This window comes from Bacillus sp. Hm123 (assembly GCF_051842975.2).
GTDB lineage: Bacteria > Bacillota > Bacilli > Bacillales > Domibacillaceae > Bacillus_CE.
The window spans coordinates 265690-288576 of the sequence record NZ_CM200277.1 but is presented as its reverse complement, the minus strand read 5'-3'; the positions used below and the strand labels follow the sequence as shown (position 1 = coordinate 288576).

Genomic DNA, 22887 nt, shown 5'->3' with positions numbered 1-22887 from the left:
TTAAAAATGTTTAAAGCATACAAATCTAAAAACATCATACCGACACTTAGCCATTCAATAGATGCTGTATAATCTGAAAGTTCCTTAATATGAAGCGTTGGCCTCTTATTCTCTAACTCTTTTTTTATTGTTTCGATACTCTCTGAGAGCTTAGTATCCGCTGTTAATGTTTGAACAAGATCATGATGGATGTGCTCATGAAGCTTCAGGTGGCCAATAAGCTTATTGTCTTGCATCATCACAGCAGCTTGCTGCACGATAGAGAATTTGCATAAGTTGGCTTCAATATCCCCTAGCTCTACTCTATGACCATTTATTTTAATTTGCTGATCTTCACGACCTAAAAACTCTATATTGCCATCAGAAAGATATCTAGCTAGGTCTCCCGTTTTGTAAATTCGTTCTCCTGTTATTGGATGGTTTATATAATGTGCTTTCGTTCTCTCATGATCATTACAATACCCTGTCGATAAGCCAATACCACCAATATATAAATCTCCTTTCACCCAAACAGGACTCTCCTCATAATTTGAATTCAACACATATAATTGCTGGTGTGACAGAGATTTTCCATATGGAATACTCTTCCATTGATCTTGTATAAATTCCACCATGAAATAGTTGGACCAAATAGAACATTCCGTTGCTCCTCCTAGACTCACAACTTGTATGTCGCTGAAAATATTTTTTATTTTTTCTGGAAGAGTTAATGGTATCCAATCACCACTTAACAACACCAATTTTAAAGCATGGCCCTGCTCCACAATTGTAGTAGCCGTTTTATGATAATTTACGAACATTTCCATAAAGGTCGGTACTGTATTCCAAATTGTTATGTGATGCTTGTGCAATAATTCTAACCAATGCTCTGGATCTTTCAGTTTCTGCACTTCTGGTATAACCACTGCTCCGCCAGTTGTAAGTAAGCCAAATGCATCGTAAACCGATAAGTCAAAAGTAAAGTTGGATAAAGCTATACTACGGTCAGAGGATGTTACCTGAAAACGTTTATTGATATCTAAAATGGTATTCACCACACTACGATGAGTAATTTCAACACCCTTAGGTTTACCTGTTGAACCCGAGGTGAAAATGACATAAGCTAATTCATCAGGCTTTACTGTTCGAAGTGGTAACATTTTTTCCTCGCTCGTCCGTATTAGCTCTTCAACTGTATAAACGTTTAAGTCTAAATGACTGTATCGACTGTATAAAGACTTTGTTGTAATGATTATGTTAATATGTGCTTGCTGTATAATCTGATGTAGCCGTTCCATTGGTGTATCCACATCTACTGGCAAATATGCCGCTCCTGCTCTCATAATGCCTAGTGCTGCAACAATTTGCTGCCACCCTTTTTCCATTAATACGACGATAGTTTGTGGTTGTTCTAGATGAATTGTTGCAGCGATATTTTTTGACATACTGGCCAATTCTTTATAGGAAACTGTAACAGCAGTATCAATAATAGCTGGATTTGCTGCAAATGTGAGACATTGTTTTTCTATCAAACTTACTAATGTTTCTTCGGATGGTGGTATAATAGCTGCCTGATGAATGCCCTCACGTTGTTTTGCATCTGGCAAGCTAATGAGAGAAGTGGTTTGTTGCCACGCACCAATTCCCTGACTTAGTTTATCTAAGAGTTGAAGATAAACATCAAACATCTCAGCTAGTAATCCTGAAGGGAATAATTCTTCTACACCGTCCCATGATAGGATGAGTTCACCATCTTGTTCAAATACTTGATGATCCAACCAAACTTGAGGTGTTTGCGATGCTCCATAAATGATTTTCCCTAAATAAGATATATCCTCTAAATGATCCTTATTCACTCCAATTCCACTAGTAAAGACAACCGGCATGACAATATCGTTAAAATGAGTCCTGTCTTTTCGCAGCATTCGCTCTACTTCCACACCACTAACAAGCGTATGTTCAAGATCTTGCAATAACTGTTTTTGCGTATCTTGACAGCGCATAATAAAGTTACCTTCATGACAATGATCCATTTCAACCAATACTAAAGATGTAAAGTCTCCGACTAATTTATTTACATCTTCGTGTAAAGATAGCCGATTAAAATGGGTTAAATTTAAAGTGAAATGCTGATGACGGCTATATCGACCTAAAACTTCTGCATAGGCTGTCATAATGATCGTTGAAGGTGTCAATTGAAGTTGATGTGCCATTTGTTTCATGACATCCCATTTATCCTTCGTTAAAACTGCCTGATATCTCGTAAACTTTTGTTCTATGATATCATTTGGTTGTTTTGCTAGTGGCAATTCTGGAGCAGACGGCAACTTTTGAATACGTCCTTCCCAGTAATTCATGTCATTCTTATACTGGGAGGATTTTTTTAAATCATCCAGTGCAATAGCATAGTCTCTAAAGCTAATATTGATAGTTGGTAGGTTCAAAGTCGGTGTATGATATAATTTGTACCACTCATCAAATAATAGAAAAATACTATAACCGTCAAATACTGTATTATCAAAGCTAACATGTAATCTTGTCGTTCGAGCTGGACTCAAGCTTGCCTCAATTTCAAACAATGGCCATTTGTTGACATCGAATCTACGCTGGGACATTTGATTTCTAGTTGATTGCACCCCAATAGCAAAAGCTGTATGATCTTGACGCCTGTAATCATTCACTTTGATTTGATAAACTGGTACATCCCTTAAAATTTGCTGAGATATTCCATTGTCAAGCACAACTACTCGCATCACATCATGACGATGAATTAATTGATTCCATGCTGCATTCACTGCTTCCATATCCAGTTCGTTACATTCAAGCTCAAAATAACAATGGGCTGACACATCACTTAAGTCATATACACTATTTCTTCCGAGCCAATAGGATTGCTGAATATCCGTTAATGGGAATGGCTCATATAGATGAGCTGTATCTCTTTGAATATTCGCAGAAGTCAACGTTGTTATTGCATCTTCTTTATCTGCTGCATTCTTTGCTATATAGTTAGTAAAGTCACTGAACTTCGGATATTTAAAAATGGCTTCCAACGAGGTTGGTAAATTCATTTTTTTCTGTAATTGACTATTAAGTTGTGTAGCAATTAGTGAATCTCCACCAAGTTGATAGAAATTATCTTCTAGTAAAATATGAGGTTTATTTAATACCTCTTTCCAAATATGCGCTACTTTTTGTTCGAAAGCAGTCATTGGACGCATCGGTTCAGCTTGCTCTTGAGAATCTAAATATATGCTTGTACTCAACAACTTACGATTTAATTTCCCATTATTAGTAAAAGGGATCTTGCGCAGTAATGTAAAATTTTTAGGAATCATATAATTCGGCAATTGCTCTCTAACGTAATCTTCAAGCTTACTTTGATTTATTTGTTTTTTCACGGTAGATGATTGCGCGATAAAAATATGGTGTGCATATAGTTGCGGGTAGTTCAACACTTTCACATTTGAAAAGCCGGATTCCTTAAACACTTCTAGCCATTCAGCATCTGATAATAACGGCTGACAAACCTCTTTTCTCCTGTCTTCAAATTGAGTAAAGCCTTGTTCTTCAAAGCTTGTTGTAATTAATTGCAAACTACTATTCATCGTATTTTCAGTAGAAATAAGCAAGCCATCTACATCTAGAAGCTGCTCAATAAAAGGCATCATTTCTGGTAAATTTTTAATTCTGTGTAACGCATTATTTGCAATAATGAGATCATATTTATTGCATGTATAGCCTTGTAAAACAGGATCAATTTCCATATCTAATCTCGCAAATTTAATGTTATCTGAAAGAATATGTTTAAATTTTTCTTTAAAATACATTGAAGCATCCGTAATCGTATAATGATAATCAACATTTTCCAATTGCTGAAGAATGCCCTCTGTAAATACACTACTTCTTGCTCCAAGCTCTAAAATGTGTATAGGCTGGTTCTTTTCTTTATTAGCCGTGTTAATCATACTAATAATAGAGGCTAATAAGCGATTACTCTCTATAGCACCTGGTTCTTCACATATTACCTCCATCGGTGTTAATGTATTCTCTGAAAATAATAAAGAGGTTGGAGACAATTTTCCTGTCAGAATCGCTTGCCCATTCTCGATAAAGGAAGCACTGAATCTTATGATATTTGGATAATTGGTTAATGGCGGCATCTGATAATCCGATAAATTCCTAACATTTGTATAGGTAATGTGATCTATAGTCGATACCGCATGAAACTTATGCAGAAACTTAAACCATTGAAGGATAAGTTCATGATAATTAACACCTATCTGTTTTTCTCCAATTAGTTGTTTAAGATAATAGGTTTCTCCTGTTTGCATAGGGAATCCTATTTGTTGAAGAATAGACGTTATCCCATAAATAGTTAATTGAGCAATCTCTTGCTTAAATACCTGCATTGCTCCTAAGTAATCAATGTCGGTGGAGTTGGATTCTTGAGAAACTGATTCTATCACTTGTCGAACAAGTTTAGGTATGTTGGATGATGTAGTCTGAATATCAAAAATATCTCCATAGCCTTCAGCAGTTATAAAAGCATGAAGGTGATTTCCGCTTTTTTGTTTAGTTGCCAAAACACAAACATCTTTAATATATGGATTGCTCTTTAAATTTCTTTCAATTTCCCCCAATTCAATGCGATGTCCGTTAACCTTGACTTGTTCATCTTTCCGACCTAAAAACAATAAAACACCATCATCTAAATACTTACCATAATCACCAGTCCGATACCATGTTTGACCATCGACAGTGATAAATTGTTCATTGGTTTGCTGTACATTCCCCTTATAGCCCTTAGCAATACTTTTACCACCTATCCATAATTCACCAGCTACTTGATTCGGACAATCCTCTCCTACTCCATTGACGACCCGATATAGCTGATTTGGTAATGGATGCCCATATGGAATGCTTAGATACTTACTTACATCATCCTGCGTTACGTTAAAATAATTAGACCATATTCCACCTTCAGTAGCTCCACCCATAGCAACCATAGTGCCATGCGGCATTTTTCCTCGTAGCTGCTTTACTAAATCTGGTTTAATCCAATCCCCAGACAAATAAACGAGCTTAATTGATGGGAGTTGTTTCTCTTCATGCTCTAATTCAACACATAGCATTTCAAACAAAATCGGCACGGAGTTCCACAAAGTAATGCCAAACTCTTCAATATAATGAACCCATTTATCTGCACGCCGAACTTCCTCTTCACTCAGTAAAATAAGTTTGCCACCAACGGCAAGTAAGCCAAAAATATCATATACGGATAAATCAAATTCTGTTGCTGATACTGCTAATACAATATCTTCCTCATTTATTTGGTTAATTTGATTCACAGCATAAATCGTATTCCATGCTGCTTCATGAGTCATCTCTACTCCTTTTGGCACGCCTGTTGAGCCAGAGGTAAAAATAATATAAGCAGTAGAAGTTGAATCATATATGATTTCCGTACATTGCTCATATTGTTCTGCGGCTGCAACAGATAAATAAGAAATGCCCCTGTCATCATCCATATGAGGTTGATCTGTTACAACAACACGCATATTCGCTGCTTCATAAATTTTACTTCTTCGAGACAGTGGCTGCTTCAGACCAATCGGCACATACACCGCACCAATTGCTAAAATTCCTAAAATTGCAGCAATTTGAGGGATTCCCCGTTCCATTAATATTCCAACTGCCTCACCTTTTTTGATTCCATTTTGGTGCAAGTATTGAGCGATACGCCTTGCTTTTTCTTGTAAACCGCCGTAAGTAATTGATGTATTAAGAGCAGGGAAAATCAACGCTAGTTCATTAGGTTGTTGTTGAGCTGTAGTAAAAAATGCTGCATGTAAACAAGTAGGTTCCACTACCATTTCTGTTTGAACACTTTTTCTAATAGCTAATTGCTCCGTTATTGGAATATGAATAGGCCTTGACCAATCATCCATATTTGCTACAATATCCACTGTTTCTTTGAAACTTGTAAACATGTCATCCAAGACATGTGGTTTAAATACATCATCTACACTATCCCAAATTAACAGTAAGCCACCATCCTGCTCAAACACTTGGAAATCCAACCAAACTTGCGGCGTCTGGGAAATCATATAATGAATATCGCCAAATACTGATACAAACTCTTCATTCAATAAAGGCGAACCGATATTGCATGAAAAAACAACAGGTGCAATTGATTGTTCACTAGGATGCAGACGAGTATAGTCTCTTTGTACATCCACACCTGGATAGGCTGTATATTTCATATCTGTATGAAATTGAGTTTGAATTCTTTGTACATCCTGCAAGAATGTCCGTTGTTCTTGTAAATCAACTTCTAATAAAAGAAGAGTTGTAAAATCAGCTACCACTTCTTCAATTTCATTTTTATTTGTTGATTGCCGGTTAAATAACGGGATGTTGATTAGAAATTGATTATTTTCACTCCATTTATTGAGAATTAAACTATAAATCGTTAATAAAGCCATAGCTGGAGTTACACCCGCTCTTGCGGAAGCATATTTTAATTTCTCCCATAACTCAGCATGCAAAAAATAAGAACGTCGATAGAATCTTGCATTAATTGCAGACTTATTGGAGACTGGTAATAGGGGCTTCGTTGGTAATGTAGCTAACCTTTTGGTCCAATAGGTCATTGCCTCTATTTTCTCGTTTTTATTTTCTTCATTTTTTTCAGCCAAATATTTAGCAAAATTCCATTCAAGAGGCGCTTGAGGCTGCATATTTCGATTGTACAACGCTGCTAAATCTCTTAATATAATTTGATAGCTTTGGACATCAGCTACTAATAGATCGATATCGAAAAACAAGCGCCCTTTATTTTCTGGTAATAAAGCGATTTGTAATTCTGCTACTTGACCCTCGTCAATCTTTAGTAGCCTATGAGATGTTTGATTTCGGGTCTTCTCTAAATGGTATTTAATTTGCTGTTCATCCGCCATTCGATAATCATGAATTATTAAAGGTTTTACCTGTGATTTGTTTAAAATATACTGTTTCCCATCTGCTGTAAAACAAGATCTCAGCATAGGATGATGCTCTTGTAGTCTCTTCCAAGAATCTTCCAATTTTTCTGTATCTATCTGTCCAACATTAATTTCTAAATAGCCATGACAGCCTACATTGCCAAGGTACTGACCATCATATCGTCCTACCCAATAAGCATGCTGAACTTCTGTTAAAGGGAAGGGCTGGTACATATCAACACGCTCTATGTCATGCTTATAATGTGTATGATCCTCAGAAATAGTTTCCTCTAGCAATAATCGTTGCCAATCTTTTAAGTAGGGATTTTTCACCATTTGTTCAAAAGTCAATCGACATCCTAATTTTTTACTGAAATTAATGAGTTTCATCATTTGAATAGACGATAAGCCCATATGTAGTAAATGATCATCGTCCGCTATATCTCCACCAGGGTTCAACATATTGCACACTTCATCTCTAAATGCTTGCCATTTTAATAGGTCCTCTGTCTTAGTCATTGGAGCTCCTCCTATGCTAGAAATTGTGCAACTAATTTTTTCTTGTCAGACTTTCCCACATTAATATAGGGAATAGCCTCTACATAAACTAATTGATCAGGGAGTTTATAATTCGCTACACCGTTCTCCATCATAAATTTACAAAGCTCAGTTAAAGACACCTCCCTATCTTTTTTGACAACGAATGCACATATTCGTTCACCTAACTCCTTATCAGCAACACCTGCAACGGAAGCATCTATAATTTCCTCATGTTCAAGAATGTAACTTTCTACTTCACTAGGTATTACGTTTTCTCCAGCTCGATTAATCTGCTCCCTTACTCTTCCAAGAATTTGAATATTCCTTTCATCCGTTATTCGTGCCTTATCTCCAGTTTTAAAAAAACCATCTGTAGTAAAGCTTATTTTATTGATTTCAGGAGATTTATAATAACCTAGGAATGTGTAGGGGCCTTTTTGAATAAGCTCACCTGGTTCTCCCTGAGTGACCTCATCGCCATTCTCATCAACAATTTTAATTTGATCTCCTTTTGAAATCGGCCTACCTTGGCATGAGATAATCGTATTTATATCATCATTTGGCGAAGTGAAACACGTTATACCTTCTCCGAGACCATAGCCTTGGATTAGCTGACACTGAAATTGTTTTATCAATTGAAGCGCCAATTGCTTCTCCAACTTGGCTGCCCCTAATAAAATATAGTCAACGGAAGATACATCTGCTTGTTCTTCCAAAACTAAAGACTCTACCCACAAATTCGCTATAACAGGTACGATGGATGTAAACGTGACGCGCTCTTTTTCAATCCAGTCTAGCACTTCATCAAATGTACTAGTTGAACTTAATACGACCTTACCACCTTTACTTAAAGTGCCTAGAACACCAGGTGAACAAAGCGGATAATCATGTGCAATGGATAACACGGCGAGATAAGTACTATTCTCTGTCACTTGGCAATGTTCGGCTGCCGCCTTCGCATTATATAAGTAAGCCGCATGTAATTTAGGAATGACCTTTGGCGTACCTGTAGTACCGCCTGAAAGTAAAAATAAAGCAATATCTTGATAAGAGGATTGATGTTCCATTAAATAGCTATTTTGTGTATAAGACTGCCGTTCAATATCTCGTAATGAAATAAATTCCTCATTCGATTCATCTGTTATTATTAAGGTAATACTTTGCTGTTCCATTGCTACCTTTCTAGCCATAGCTTGATAATCGTAGCCATGAAAGGAGGATGGTATAACCATTGCTACAGGCTCTGTTAATTTAGCTACATTCTTAATATCTTTTTCTCGATGTGTTGGCAATAACAAAATGGGTCTTGCTCCTATAATAAATAAAGCAAAACATACCTTTACAAAATAAATATTGTTTGGTAATTGTACGAGTACATTATCACCCTTCTTAATGCCTCTAGCTAATAATCCTTGTCCTAAAAAATTGGATGATCGATACAATTCCTCATACGTCAATGATCCCGTTTGGTCAACCAGAGCTACTTTTCCCTTGTACGTAGTTGCCCAATTTTTTAATTCATCTGCTAACGACAATGATTCCAAATAACCTGCTTTCTCATAATGCTCCAAAAATTTCGTAATCATATCCTCTGGCTGTATGTTGTTCACCTTTTTTGACCTCCAATATGATATTATCTGAATCCACAAAATGCTTTCTAGCAATATATAAATTGACCTGTCGGAGCAAGTTATCAAATTCGCTTTCCGTTCTTTCCTTACCATTACACAATGCCCAAATATGCATATCCCCTAAAAAAGCTGGAAGTGTTTGTCTAGACACCTTTTCAGGGAGTATTTTTTCAATAATCAACAATACATTGTCACCAGTCATCACCGCTGCGATGTTGCTGAGTATTATCGTAGTATTACGATCATCCCAATCGTGGAGAATTCTAGATAATATATACATATCCGCCTTATGCTCTAGTGGTGAAAAGAAGTTTCCCTCCACGAATTGACATCTCTTTTCTAAACTAGACGTGCGAATAGTTTGTTCAGCTTCTTCTTTTATATAATCTTTATCAAGGATGATTCCCTCAGCAAAAGGAAACCCCTCTAAAAGTTGCATCATCACATCCCCTGCACCACCTCCTATATCAACAATTTTCTTAATGTCAGCTATTTTTCTTGTCTGAAATAAGAGATCTAAATTTAACTGTGTACTTGATTGACGCATCATTTGATTAAACGTACTCAATCGATCTTGGCTCATAGCATTTATTTCAAAAAATGCTTCTCCCTCCATAAGCTCAATGGGCGAGATATTACTTTTTAGTCCTTCATAAAAATAACCCCATGCTTTCATGCATATACGCCCATTAAATAAAATCATCGCTGCCATTGATTCTTCGCTATCAGTTGCTAATTTTTCACCTAGAGACGTTAAAGAGTATTGACCATCTTCTTGATAAACTAAATCCATTGCTACAAGAACCTTCATAAATCGCTCTAATAATAAGTGTGAAAGATGTAGCTTTGTGCCCAATTGATGGTTTGTCATGCTTTTCGTAAACAATTCATTAAAAATACCTATTTCAACAGCACTGTATACGATATACGAATGTGAATAGCCCTGTATCATATTAATGATTTTCATTTTTTCTACATCCACATTATTTCTCCCCTGTAATTGAGATATGTTCAGTTCTTACTAGTTGATGAATAAGCTCTTCTACGTCGACAATTGATTGAGCAAAGTAACATCCTTTTTTATTGGCTAGATTCATTTTTTGCATTTGTAAGGCTACGCAAGCAGCTACAACACCAGAGCAATAATTCCAGTTTACATAACTTCTCAACCAATTTATGTGTGTTTTTTCATTCACTTCCAATGAAGCATAAATAATGAACCCTTCATTTTCATCTTGAATATTATAGGTTTCAATCAAACGATTAGCAGAAGCTCGTTTTTCCTCCTCGGTCTTAAATTGCTGCATAGCCTTTATCATAATAAAATCACTGAGTATTTTCGGTGTAGCGAAGGTATTATAAAAATAAGCATCGGCAACCCTACACTCTTTTACACAGGCTATAAATTCTTCACTCATAATCGGTAGAGTATATACTTGATTAAACGGGGCAGGCAATAGCATTTTGCCCCCTATTCCTGAAGTTAATTTCTCTATATCACCATTACTGTAATAGGACATCCCATAGCCTTCATCTTTTTCTAGGCTTGATACAATATCATAGGCACCCGTTTCAGAAAAGCTACCCTTACCAGCAAAATAACAGCTTATGCGTTCAATCAATTTCTCGTTTTGTCGTAACAAAAATGCTATAAACATTTCTGTCAAACCTGGGTAGACACCAGCTGATATGGCTAATGTTATAGTACTATCATGTTTTCTCATAGCCTCCTCTATCGCCTTTTTCATCGTTTTATCCCCAGATGCATCAATATAATTTGTGTTCGTTAACATACAAGCACTGGCAACTCGTTCTAGTGTAATTGAAGAGGGACCGACCGTATTTATGACTAAATGGCAATTTTCACAAAAGGCGCGAATACTTGCTTCATCAAAGACATCAATTGTTTGATATTTCATGGTCTCTGTTTCTTCACCAAATTGTTCTTTTAGCTTTTCTACCTTTCTACTTCCTAGTAACAATGCAGATGGATGATTGTTTAATAAAGTTTCAACTACCCCCACACCAACTTGACCTGTTGCCCCAACAATACCTAACCATTTTTTATTCATATTTACTGATACTCCCTACTTGGATAGGTGCTAGTAGTGTTTCAGCAACACTATGTGCATTGTCATCATCTTCAATGCATGTGATGTGGTTCCCGGCAATAGCTATTTCCTCAAAATGGCCAAGGCATAGATCTTTCCAAAACTTTAAAGTGTCATGTTTATTCGTAAAAATAAAGTCCATATCTTCTTTTGCTACTAGATAACGAATGTCACCAAAGTAAACCATTGGTTGTACATTTGATCCTTTAAAACTATGTAAATAAATGTTATAGTATCCTTCCAACATCTCATCTGGAATCATTTCACCGTTTTTTCGTTCTATGGCAGCTCGGTAATCGTTAAAGCGTTGTTTTCTACTTAAATGCGATATTTTCTTAATAAATTGATAAATCTCTTCATATTTTTTTATATTTTTTAGTTCCTCAAGGCTTGACGCACTTAAACTCTCATTATGTTGATAAAAAACATGCATAATAGCCTCCATTAATTCACGATTTGATACCCCTTCGTAGACATCCTCAACAGTAATATAGAAGTTAGTAATAAAGATCAATTCTAGTGCAATGGAGTCTTCGATATCGTATAAAACCGGAGCACTATCAATTAACGTAAAATCAATAATTTCAACACCTCTTTCCCTCAACCTTCTTGCAATTTCAAGAGCAATCAATCCACCCATGCAATAACCGATCAATTGAACTTGTCTTGGTTGTCTAGACATGATTTGCAGAACATAGTCATCTGCTAAACTATCGATTAATACAGCACTATCAATCGCTAAATATTGATGAATATCTTGAATGGAAATACTGATAACTGTGCCAATATCTTGTTTTACTAAATGTTTGTTCAAATATTTAAATGCATTCATCGTTCCTAATCCTGCATGGACGACAATCCGTAATGGTTCACCATGAGGCGAGGATTCTTCTTTCAATAGACCTATTGGTTGGGAATGATTAATATCTTGTATTTGTTGTGCATCCCTCGTCTCTATAACTGTATGTTGCATTAATTTTTGTGCAAGCGACTCAATAATGGGCTCATTTAACAATTGTCGAAGGATTAAATCAAAAGTAACACCTCGATATTGAATTTCATTCTCAATAAACTTTTTTATTTTCCCTGCTAATTGTGATAATATTAAGGAATCTGCTCCGTAATCATATAAATTTTTATCCACTTGAATGTGTTCTATATGCAACACATCTTCTGCAAAATGCAGCAGTGTTTCCTCTAATTGAGTAAGCATTCCTGGCTGTCGTATTTCATCCTTATTCGTACTTTCCTGTACTAACTGCTGTACTTGTTTCTTAATAAATTGACGATTTAATTTATCATTTGCGTTTAATGTAAGTTTGGATAGAATAAATAGCTTGACTGGTACCATATAGGACGGCAATAGGTTCTCAAGATAACATATTAAATCATTACTATTTACATTGGTTTGATGAACATGATCCGCCAATTGAACAGCAGTATATAGATGTTTGTCATCCAGAACAACTGCACAAGACAAATACACTTGCTCATGTTTGTTTAATAATGCCTCAATTTCTCCCAAGTTAACGAGATTTCCTCGTAACTTTACTTGGTTATCAAGACGCCCTATAAACTCGATTTCTCCGTTGTCCATATATCTTCCATAGTCACCAGTTCTATACAGCCTTTGTTGTTTAAATGTTGATATAAATCGTTCATTTGTAATTTCAGGATTCCGATAGTAGCCTTGTGCAAGACTATAACCACCAATATATAACTCTCCACTAACCCCATTCGGGCAATCCTCACCATGTTCATCTAATATATAAAAGCATTGGTTTGCTAACGGATAGCCGTAAGGAATGGACTCTCTATCAAAGTCTTCTTCACAACAGAGGTGATAATTAGACCAAATACCCGCTTCTGTAGCACCACCTAAGGCGATTGTGGAACTTTCAGGAAAAATGGTTACACAATGTTTAACCATTTTAGGCGGTACCCAATCTCCCGATAACAAAATTGTTTTCATTGAATCTACTTTTAATTGTTCCGTTTCATCAACACTTAATAGCATTTTCATTAGTGCAGGTACTGTATTCCATAGGGTTACCTTCTTGACTTTCATACAGGCTAGCCAGTAATTAGCATCATACATATGTCCTTGTTCCGGATAAACAATCGTACCACCAACAGTCAGTAAACCAAAGATGTCATAGACAGAAAGATCAAAGTTAAGCTTAGATAAAGCAAGAACACTATCATTCCTTGTAATATCAAATCGTCTGTTGATATCTTCAATCGTATTCATTGCTGCAGCATGGGAAATCGCTACACCCTTGGGCTCTCCTGTAGAACCAGATGTAAAAATGATGTAAGCCAGTACATCAGGATCACCCTTGTAAACGTCATAGAAAGTGGTTTCTATTTTTTCTAATGAATTAGCTACAATTCGTGGTGCCTCTAAGCAGTCGTATATCGGATTATGCTCATCGACGAGGATAGCCGTTACTTGACTTTGATCAATTATTTTTTTTATTCGACTAATCGGCTGTGCTTTGTCAATTGGCACATAGACTGCTCCCAATGAGAGGATAGCTAACACACTCGTCACTTGAGAGACAGGTTTGCCAGAAATAATGGCAACCTTATCGCCCTTTTTTATTTGATACTTTTGGAGCAAGTTTCCTAATGCAAATACCATATCCCTTAGTTCTGCGTAAGAATACTCTCGCTCCCCTTCGATCACTGCTATTCTAGTAGGCTGTTGACTTGCTTGTTCAAAGAAACCTTGATGTAACAGACGTTTTGTTTGATTGATATGGGTATTATTCACACAGGCTCTTTGCCATATTTGTTCATTTGGCAAGGTTACTAAGTCCATTGATTCCCATGCTTGATCATCATGTACTAATTTTAATAAGGCTGTTTCAAATGCTGAAAACATATCCTGAATTAAGCTGGCAGGAAAAACTCCTTTTCTCACATCCCAGTTTACACGCAAGCCATTGGCATCATCCATGACTTGACAATCAATGAATACTTGGGGTGTCTGACTAATCCCATACTTATTCATTTTCCCGATTAAATCATTGGCATCAATGAGGTTAATGGCACTCGTAAATACATAGGGCATAAAGGCATATGCTTGCCCTTTCTGTCTTGTCATCTCCCTCAATACCTCAACTCCTGAAAAGCTGCTATGGTCTAGATCACGAAACATCTGCTGTTGAATCTGGTTTACATTTTCAATAAAAGGCGTTTGCGCTCTTCTACAATCAACCTCAGTTAAATTTATAGATGTAAAATCACCAACAATACGGTGAACATTAGGATGGACAGGTAATCTATTTAAAAGAATTAGATTGATCGTAAAATGCTTATTTATACTCCATTTCGCTAGGCATTGACTATATAAAGTGAGCAAAACACTCGTTGCCGTTTTACCTTTATTGGAAATAGAAAGCTTAAATTTATCCCAAACAGTCTTATCTAATTGAATAAAATACCTTTCAAAGGATTTTTCATCCTGTAATAATGACAATTTAGGTAATGTTGGTGAAGGCGGAAGATCTTGTACTCTGCTATACCAATAGTCTTTATCCTCTTGATACTTCTTCTGATACCTCATTTCTTCTTCTATCTTTACATACTCTTTAAAAGTGAAATCATTTGTCGGTAGTGTAATATTTTCGTGAAAGTAAAGCTCTTCAAATTCTTTTAAAAGAATCCAAATACTGGCCCAATCAACGATTAAAAAATCAAAAGAAACATGCATAGTTGTACCTTGCAATCTTTTACTCAATGCAATATCAAAAAGCGGCCAACTTTCCGGTAAATATACTTTTTGCCCCAATTCTTGCCTAATTGCTTGTAGACGCTGACAATCTTCGACATCATTTGTTGTTAAATCTTCAAAAGGTATTTCTATTTTAGGCATTTTATCCATTACATTTTGATAACCATTAGCATGAATCGTTGTTCGTAACATTTCATGGCGTTCTATTAATGACATCCACACCTGCTCAACTTTCTCTTTATCTAGATGGTTATATTCAAGCTCCATATAGATATGACTGGATACCCCACCATATTCGAAACTGTCCATACTTCCTACTAGATAAGCCGATTGAATAGGTGTTAAGGGAAATGTATTATCTTGTGCTTCATATTCTAATAAAGTAATTATTGCTTCTCTATTCGTTTTAAGAAATGTCATAATATCTTCGGACAATTGATTCTTTTCAGCTTTAAAATGTAACTTACCTTGGCTAGTCCATAATTCAATTCCTAGTGTTTTTAAATGTTTTATTTTTCTTTTAAAATTCATCAGATTTTGGTCCACTCTGTATCCTCACCTTTTTCGCTTAATATGTATTCTCCGTGCATCAAGTTTGCTCCATGTAGTAAATTAGCATCAATTTTTTCTGTTAATCCTTCAATGGTGATGGCATCTATGTTGAATTTTTTAGATTCTTTGATAGTTAACATCGTCTTATTAACCAACAAGGAATTTAGTATTTCCGCTGTTTCATTTGTGCAGCTAACTGACATCGATTGGATGTATTGAGAGCCATTTAAATGAACAATACGCTCTGGTCTTTGGGGGGTACTATATGCGGAAACAACAAAAGGTAAATTACAAGGGGACAGTGAAAAAAAGCCGTATGTTACTATCTCCCCTGTTGGTTTCTTCCTTCGACCATTCAACACTTTTGAAGTTCTTATACCTAAATTATTTATTTCTCTTCTTACTAATTTTAAATTTTCTTGCTTTGCAATATCCTCTTCATAGCCTTCTAATGCAAAATCAATGAGGCCTTCACGGTGAACCGTCCATTTCATCCACCGCTCTCCCATTGATTTTCCATACATAATCCCTAATGGAAACTTTATTAGGGACATAAACCGTTTCATTTCAAATAATTCAATAAAAGGACCTTGTTCAAACCAAATAAACGCATTCAATGAATTTTTAGGGTTCCTCCCCCATTCAACTTGAAATCCTGCTTTTTCATAATCACTTACTGCCTTTTTGATATCATGTACCCTGCATTGGATATGACTAATTTTTAACAAGTAAATTCAACACCCTTTAAAGATATTTTAGAATTCATGTAAGTAATGTATGAGGCCACCTTATAATTGATAACGATTATTATTATCACCAATTCTAAAATATTATGGAAATAAATGCAATAGTATTCAATGGTTGTGTTTGGAGAGCTTATCTCAATTCACTCCAAATAGCAATTGACAACGATTCTCATTATCGTATATGATCAAGTTGATTGTATCCCTAAATATTCCAATATTTTTTAGTTCGAAAGGAGCTATTAACATGAAAAAAAATTTAGCATTGCGCACAGAAGACTTTATGACAGTAGGATTTTATACAGGTATTTATTTCGCCTTATCATTTACCATCTCGATGTTGGGTTATATACCTATTTTCAATGCTGCCTTACCTGTTCTAATCGGTATTTTTTGTGGTGTTCCGTTTATTTTATTTTTAGCAAAAACTAAGAGATTCGGAATGATTACGATGAGTGGTATTATTTGTGGATTAATAATGACACTAATGGGTGGTAACGGATTTTATCCGATTCTTACAGGACTAATTTGCGGCTTATTTGCAGACATACTTTTTATAAAGCTTAAATCAAGCGCATTCTCGATGTCATTATCCTATGCTGTGTTTAGTTTATGGACAGTTGGCTTGTATCTCCCAATTTACTTTCATAGAACAGCTTATTTCTCTACTATTACTGCTCAATACAGTGCTGAATATGCGAATAAATTAAACAGCTATATTCCTGATTGGACACTATTTCTGTTTATTTTTATGACATTTGTCGCGAGTCTAATAGGAGGATTTATTGGTAATAGATTATTAACAAAGCATTTCAAAAAATCGGGGATTGTATAAAATGGAACGATACAAGCCACAAAGGATACAAATAGATCCCCGTACTAAATTGTTTTTGACAGTTACTATCAATATCATCACTGTGAGTGTTCCACAAAGTGGCTGGTTTCTGTACATATTGCCGATTTTATGGGGTATTCCGGCTATTTTATTGTTTCTGTATCATAAATACAAAATAGCCTCTTATTATTTGATTTTGATATTGTCCGTTACAACTTTTCAGTATACTATAGCCCCTTATATACACGGTTTCGTTTTCTTTCTATTTTTAGGGATAATCTCCATTTCTCTAAGACTACTACCTGGTATTATGATGGGCTATTTTCTTATATCCACAACATCCATTAGTGAACTCATCGCAGCTTTGGAAAGGTTTCACATGCCAAAGGGTTTCATAATTTCACTCTCTGTCATGTTCCGCTTTCTTCCAACCCTTAGCCATGAATATATATATATCCAACAGGCCATGGCATTCCGTGGTTTAACAGGATTTTCAATGCTATTACATCCTTTAAAAGCAATGGAATATCGTCTTATTCCGCTTATGGTATCTGCCTCACAGATTGGCAATGAATTAACAATGGCATCTCTAACTCGTGGTTTATCTGCTCCAAACAATAGAACAAATGTATGTCAGCTTCAGTTTTGTACACAGGATTTTCTATTAATCTCTGCTTGTATTTTAGTTTGGTTCATATTTATTTGGGAGGTGTTTTTATGATTCAACTTCAAAATGTTTCATTTCAATATGATCATCAATCAAAAATGGCCTTACAAGCTATTCATTTAGAGATTTCAGAGGGAGAGGTAATTGTGCTCTGTGGGAAGTCAGGCTGCGGAAAAACAACAATTACACGATTATTGAACGGTCTTATCCCCCATTACATAAACGGCCAACTACAAGGGACTATTAGGTTGACTAATCAGGATATCCAATCATTGAAAATTCATGAAATTTCAAAGCTTACAGGTTCTGTTTTTCAAAATCCTAAAACTCAATTTTATAATATTGATACAGATAGCGAGCTAGTTTTTACAGTGGAGAACTTCGGCTTGCCTTCTGAGGAAATACTTAATAGAAAGGCTACGACAGTAGAACAGTTTGGGTTACAATCTCTCTTAAATAGAAATTTATTCCATCTTTCAGGAGGGGAAAAACAGCGAATAGCCTGTGCATCTGTTGCTATTCATGATCCCCCCATTATTATCCTTGATGAACCATCCGCAAATCTAGACCCGGATGCAACATCACAGCTGGAAGAAATGATTACCCTTTGGAAAAGTCAGGGGAAAACGATTGTTATTTCTGAACATCGACTTCATTACTTACAGAAGCTCGCTGATCGCTTTGTCTATTTGGAAAGCGGGCAAATCAAGCATATTTTTACACAAACAGAGATGCGCACCATGTCGAAAGAAGCACTTTATCAGTTAGGGCTTCGAGCAATTCATCTTGAGAAATTAATACCTGTGCAAGATTGCTTTTTGGATCAAAACGCACGATTTAAGTTGGAGGCCCTCTCTTATTTGAATCATGATTTTCAGCTAAACATTGAGGAATTTGAACTTCCGTTTCCAGCAATCATGGCCATTACTGGTCACAATGGTGCAGGAAAATCGACATTTGCCCAATCATTGACAGGTCTCAACAAAAAAGCCTCTCCTACCTTTTACATCAATGATGTGAAATTTAGAAAAAAACAATGCCTACAGGTCAGTAGTATTGTCATGCAAGATGTACATCACCAACTTTTTACAGAAAGCGTATTATCAGAAATCTTACTTTCTATGCCGGAGCCAAATGAAGAGCAAGCATTAGATTTACTGTCTTTATTGGATGCCGTCGAGCTGAAAGATGCTCATCCGATGGCATTATCAGGGGGGGAAAAACAACGTATCGCCATTCTTTCAGCAATGGCTGCAGATAAACAACTCATTATTATGGATGAACCAACAAGTGGACTTGATTTTCACCATATGAAGCAATTTGCACACTGCATGAATATTTTACGCAATCAAAATAAGCTCGTGTTCATCATTACACATGATCCTGAGATGATTGCCCTTTGCTGTGATGGAAAAATCGAATTGGCACAGGGCACGATTAAGAATATAACACTATTTAACAAACAAAGGGGGTTGGAACAATGGCACAAATTGAAAAAAAAGAACCTTGGATAAAGTCGATCCTTCAATTTGCAGGGAGTTCTAAAGTGCCTCTTACTTTATCCATCTTCTTGGCCATCATTAGTGTAATGGGTGGCCTAATACCATATGTTGCTGTTTATCAAATACTCATATTACTAATTGAAGGAACACAAACTATGCAAGACATTTTCTTATGGATAGCCATCGCAATCGCCGGATACTTAGCTCAAACGGTGTTTCATGCAATTTCTAGCTATTTCTCCCATCGAACTGCTTATTCTATTTTAGAGGAAATTCGTCTACAGCTGGCCGAAAGATTAATACGAGCACCCTTAGGTCATATTCTAAATCAACCTGTTGGGAAGATTAAAAATGTGGTCATTGATCGCGTGGAAACGTTGGAATTGCCGCTAGCACACATAATTCCAGAAGGCATTTCAAACCTATTGTTACCCATAGGTGTTTTTATGTATATGCTAACGATCGACTATCGATTAGCACTTGCCTCTCTTATAACAGTTCCAATTGCACTCATTGTGTATACCTTTATGATGAGAAATTTTAATGCACAGTATCAACATTATATGGAGGCAAGCAATCATGTGAATAGTGTCATCGTAGAATATGTGGAAGGAATCGAGGTCATTAAAACTTTTAATCAGTCAAATGCTTCCTATGAGAAATTCACAAATACCATTACAGATTTCAAAAATTATACAATGCAATGGTTTCGTAGCACTTGGCCATGGATGACATTGGGTAATGCTATTTTACCATCCACCCTCGTCGGCACCCTTCCAATCGGTTTATGGCTATATCATCAAGATGCGATTGATCCAGCACAATTAATCATTTGTCTCATTTTATCCATGGGCCTTATTTATCCACTTATGAAGTTTACCGTTTTCGTCAATGATTTCAAAGCCATAGAATATGCCATTGACGATACAAAAGCATACTTAAACCTTGAATCACTTCCTATAACAGAAAAAACAACAACACTAGAAAATTATGAGATTGTAATGAATCAGATTTCATTTAGCTATAATAATGAGAAAAATGTGCTTCAGCACCTTTCTTTAACCATCCCTGAAAAAAGCTATACAGCACTTGTAGGACCTTCTGGGAGTGGAAAATCGACCATCGCCAAACTACTAGCACGTTTTTGGGATGTCACAGAAGGTACCATTACGATTGGGAATACAAATATACAAAACATTCATCCAAATGAGCTTTCAAAAAACATTAGCTATGTAGCACAGGATAACTTTTTATTTAAAACCAGCCTGTTCGAAAATATTCGAATGGGAAATCCACAGGCTAGTGACGAAGAAGTCTATCGTGCAGCACGTTTAGCAAGATGTGATGCATTTATTTCTCAATTAGAGAACGGCTATGATACTGATTCAGGTGAAGCTGGCAACAAACTATCTGGTGGTGAAAAGCAACGTATTGCTATAGCTCGTGCCATCTTAAAAGACGCACCGATCATTATACTCGATGAAGCGACAGCTTTTACAGATCCTGAAAATGAGGCTGAAATTCAAAAAGCCTTTAACGAGCTCGCGAAAGATAAAACTCTCATCGTGATTGCCCACCGGTTGTCCACTATCAAACACGCAGATCAAATTGTTGTATTAAAGGATGGATGTATCCACGAGATTGGCACCCATAATGAATTGCTCAGAGCGAATGAGCTTTATCAAACATTGTGGACGGCTCATATTGGTTCAAAAGAATATGAGTTCCTCTCTGATACGAATCATTCTTTAGGAGGTATCGTTAAATGATTAAAATACTGACGAGAATCATACGTTGGATTGGTCCTTACAAAAAACGTTTATATCTTGGGTTTGTATTTTCATTTTTTCAATCGATTTGTATAGCCCTTCCCATTGTCATTACTGCTAATGGTTTACAAATGATGCTAGATGACTATTACGGAAAAAAGGCATTAGAGATAAAGTACATTTGGTTGCTTTTACTTTTTTTAGTGTTAGCTATTTTGGGTCGTTTCATCTTTGCCTATTTAAAAGCACGTTACCAGGAAAGTATCGGCTCTGAAATAACCGCAGACCATCGCATCAAAATGGGACATACCTTGAAAAGAGTCTCTCTTGGATTCTTTCAGCAGCATCGCATAGGCGATATAAATAGTACCGTCACGACAGATCTCTCATTCTTTGAAATGATGGGTATAAAAATGATTGATGTAGTAGTCAATGGCTATATACTGACATTTACGATGGTTCTATTTTTATCATTCTATGAGCCATTAATGGCACTCGTGGCAATTGGTGGTGTGATTGTTTCATCCATCTTTCTACGACTCCTGCAAAGACATAGTCGGAAAAATGCTAGTTACCATCAACAAAGTCAACATCAACTCGTTAGTGCGACTTTAGAATACTTACGTGGAATGTCTGTCATTAAGAACTTTAATCAGGAAGGAATAGCTTCTCGTAATATACAGGATGCCTTTCGTAATAGTAAAGAAGTCAATATAACCATTCAAAAAGGATTTGGTATTTTCAATATTGGACATCGGCTAGCCTTAAAACTTGCTTCTATACTCCTTGTATTTGTTGCCTGTTACTTGGTCACAAATGGCGAAATGACACTTGCGGATATGTTCCTTATTACGCTGTTTTCATTTGTCATGTTTGACAGTATTGAACCGATTAGCGATGCCACACATGTTTTGGAAACCATTAATAATACACTAAATAAACTGGAATCCATTGAAAGCACAACATTTATTGACGAAGAAAGTCAAGATATTACACTTACACAACATACGATTCAGTTCGATCGAGTTTCCTTCGCTTACGATGCAAGGCCCATCATACAGGATGTATCCTTTACGGTTAAAGAAGGTACAACTACAGCGATTGTTGGATCATCAGGCTCTGGAAAAACAACTCTTTGCAATTTGATTGCCCGTTTTTATGATGTCACTAATGGATCTATCTATATTGGCGGCATCAACATTCGCACAATACAGTTAAACAATTTATTATCATCCATTAGTATGGTATTTCAAAAGGTCTATTTATTCAACGATACCATTTATAATAATATTCTTTTTGGAAATCCAAATGCTTCGGAAGATGATGTGATGGAAGCAGCGAAAAAAGCACAATGCCACGACTTTATTATGTCACTTGAAAATGGCTATAATACTGTTCTTAGTGAAGGTGGTTTTTCATTATCTGGTGGTGAGAAGCAACGCCTCTCTATTGCCCGTGCCATTTTGAAAAATGCGCCGATTATTATACTGGATGAAGCGACTGCAAGTCTTGATCCAGAAAATGAGACACTCATTCAAGCCGCACTAGAAGAATTAATCCAAGGAAAAACAACCATCATTATTGCACATCGTTTAGCAACGATAGAAAATGCGAGTCAAATTATCGTGTTAGAAGATGGGAAAGTCATTCAACAGGGGACACATCGCTCACTGATGAAAGAAAAAGGTGTATATCGTCGCTTTATTGATATACGACAAGCTGCTGAGAACTGGAAACTAACAACATAGATTAATAGAATCGTGGTGATGGAAGGTCAGAAAGAAGAATGAGATGAAGATTGCATGTGTTCGATTTAGTATATTTTTTAGTGTT

At 36.1% G+C, this 22887-nt stretch carries 10 protein-coding genes and 2 pseudogenes; 5 read left to right on the top strand and 7 right to left on the bottom strand.

The features are described from left to right. Nucleotides 1-158 precede the first annotated feature (158 nt). The 7 genes and pseudogenes from ACSVDJ_RS01680 to ACSVDJ_RS01650 form a co-directional block, all read right to left on the bottom strand. A pseudogene (locus tag ACSVDJ_RS01680) lies at nucleotides 159-1460 on the bottom strand (amino acid adenylation domain-containing protein); the annotation flags it as partial. 165 nt (nucleotides 1461-1625) lie between these two features. After that, a pseudogene (locus ACSVDJ_RS01675) lies at nucleotides 1626-7199 on the bottom strand (amino acid adenylation domain-containing protein); the annotation flags it as partial. A 296-nt stretch (nucleotides 7200-7495) separates the two neighbouring features. Beyond that, nucleotides 7496-9115 carry a (2,3-dihydroxybenzoyl)adenylate synthase gene (locus tag ACSVDJ_RS01670; protein ID WP_439170434.1) on the bottom strand — a complete coding sequence of 540 codons (1620 nt, stop codon included), beginning with the start codon at nucleotides 9113-9115 and terminating at the stop codon, nucleotides 7496-7498. After that, nucleotides 9063-10118, bottom strand: a complete 1056-nt coding sequence (locus ACSVDJ_RS01665; protein WP_439170435.1) for a methyltransferase — start codon at nucleotides 10116-10118, stop codon at nucleotides 9063-9065. The genes ACSVDJ_RS01670 and ACSVDJ_RS01665 overlap by 53 nt, the downstream gene beginning before the upstream one ends. Nucleotide 10119: 1 nt before the next feature. Further along, nucleotides 10120-11208 carry a saccharopine dehydrogenase NADP-binding domain-containing protein gene (locus ACSVDJ_RS01660; protein ID WP_439170436.1) on the bottom strand — a complete coding sequence of 363 codons (1089 nt, stop codon included), beginning with the start codon at nucleotides 11206-11208 and terminating at the stop codon, nucleotides 10120-10122. Continuing rightward, nucleotides 11201-15517: an amino acid adenylation domain-containing protein gene (locus ACSVDJ_RS01655; RefSeq protein WP_518619838.1), complete on the bottom strand. Its 4317-nt coding sequence runs from the start codon at nucleotides 15515-15517 to the stop codon at nucleotides 11201-11203. Before ACSVDJ_RS01655 ends, ACSVDJ_RS01660 begins: the two co-directional genes overlap by 8 nt. Continuing rightward, entirely contained in the window at nucleotides 15517-16266 is a 750-nt protein-coding gene (locus ACSVDJ_RS01650; RefSeq protein ID WP_439170438.1) for a VOC family protein, read from the bottom strand. The genes ACSVDJ_RS01655 and ACSVDJ_RS01650 overlap by 1 nt, the downstream gene beginning before the upstream one ends. Before the next feature lie 262 nt (nucleotides 16267-16528). Between ACSVDJ_RS01650 and ACSVDJ_RS01645 the strand changes: the two genes are divergently transcribed. Genes ACSVDJ_RS01645 through ACSVDJ_RS01625 form a run of 5 tightly spaced genes read left to right on the top strand, consistent with a single transcriptional unit; the run spans nucleotide 16529 to nucleotide 22802 of the window. Continuing rightward, nucleotides 16529-17116, top strand: a complete 588-nt coding sequence (locus tag ACSVDJ_RS01645; protein WP_439170439.1) for an MptD family putative ECF transporter S component — start codon at nucleotides 16529-16531, stop codon at nucleotides 17114-17116. Between the two features lies 1 nt (nucleotide 17117). Further along, a complete protein-coding gene (locus ACSVDJ_RS01640) occupies nucleotides 17118-17837 on the top strand; it encodes an energy-coupling factor transporter transmembrane component T (protein WP_439170440.1) in 720 nt (239 codons plus the stop codon). Further along, complete coding sequence (locus ACSVDJ_RS01635) at nucleotides 17834-19297, top strand: energy-coupling factor ABC transporter ATP-binding protein (protein ID WP_439170441.1); 1464 nt, start codon at nucleotides 17834-17836, stop codon at nucleotides 19295-19297. Before ACSVDJ_RS01640 ends, ACSVDJ_RS01635 begins: the two co-directional genes overlap by 4 nt. Beyond that, the gene (locus ACSVDJ_RS01630) at nucleotides 19264-21054 is read left to right on the top strand and encodes an ABC transporter ATP-binding protein (protein ID WP_439170442.1); all 1791 of its coding nucleotides are present in this window, start codon (nucleotides 19264-19266) and stop codon (nucleotides 21052-21054) included. The genes ACSVDJ_RS01635 and ACSVDJ_RS01630 overlap by 34 nt, the downstream gene beginning before the upstream one ends. Next, nucleotides 21051-22802: an ABC transporter ATP-binding protein gene (locus ACSVDJ_RS01625; protein WP_439170443.1), complete on the top strand. Its 1752-nt coding sequence runs from the start codon at nucleotides 21051-21053 to the stop codon at nucleotides 22800-22802. Before ACSVDJ_RS01630 ends, ACSVDJ_RS01625 begins: the two co-directional genes overlap by 4 nt. Nucleotides 22803-22887: the final 85 nt, after the last annotated feature.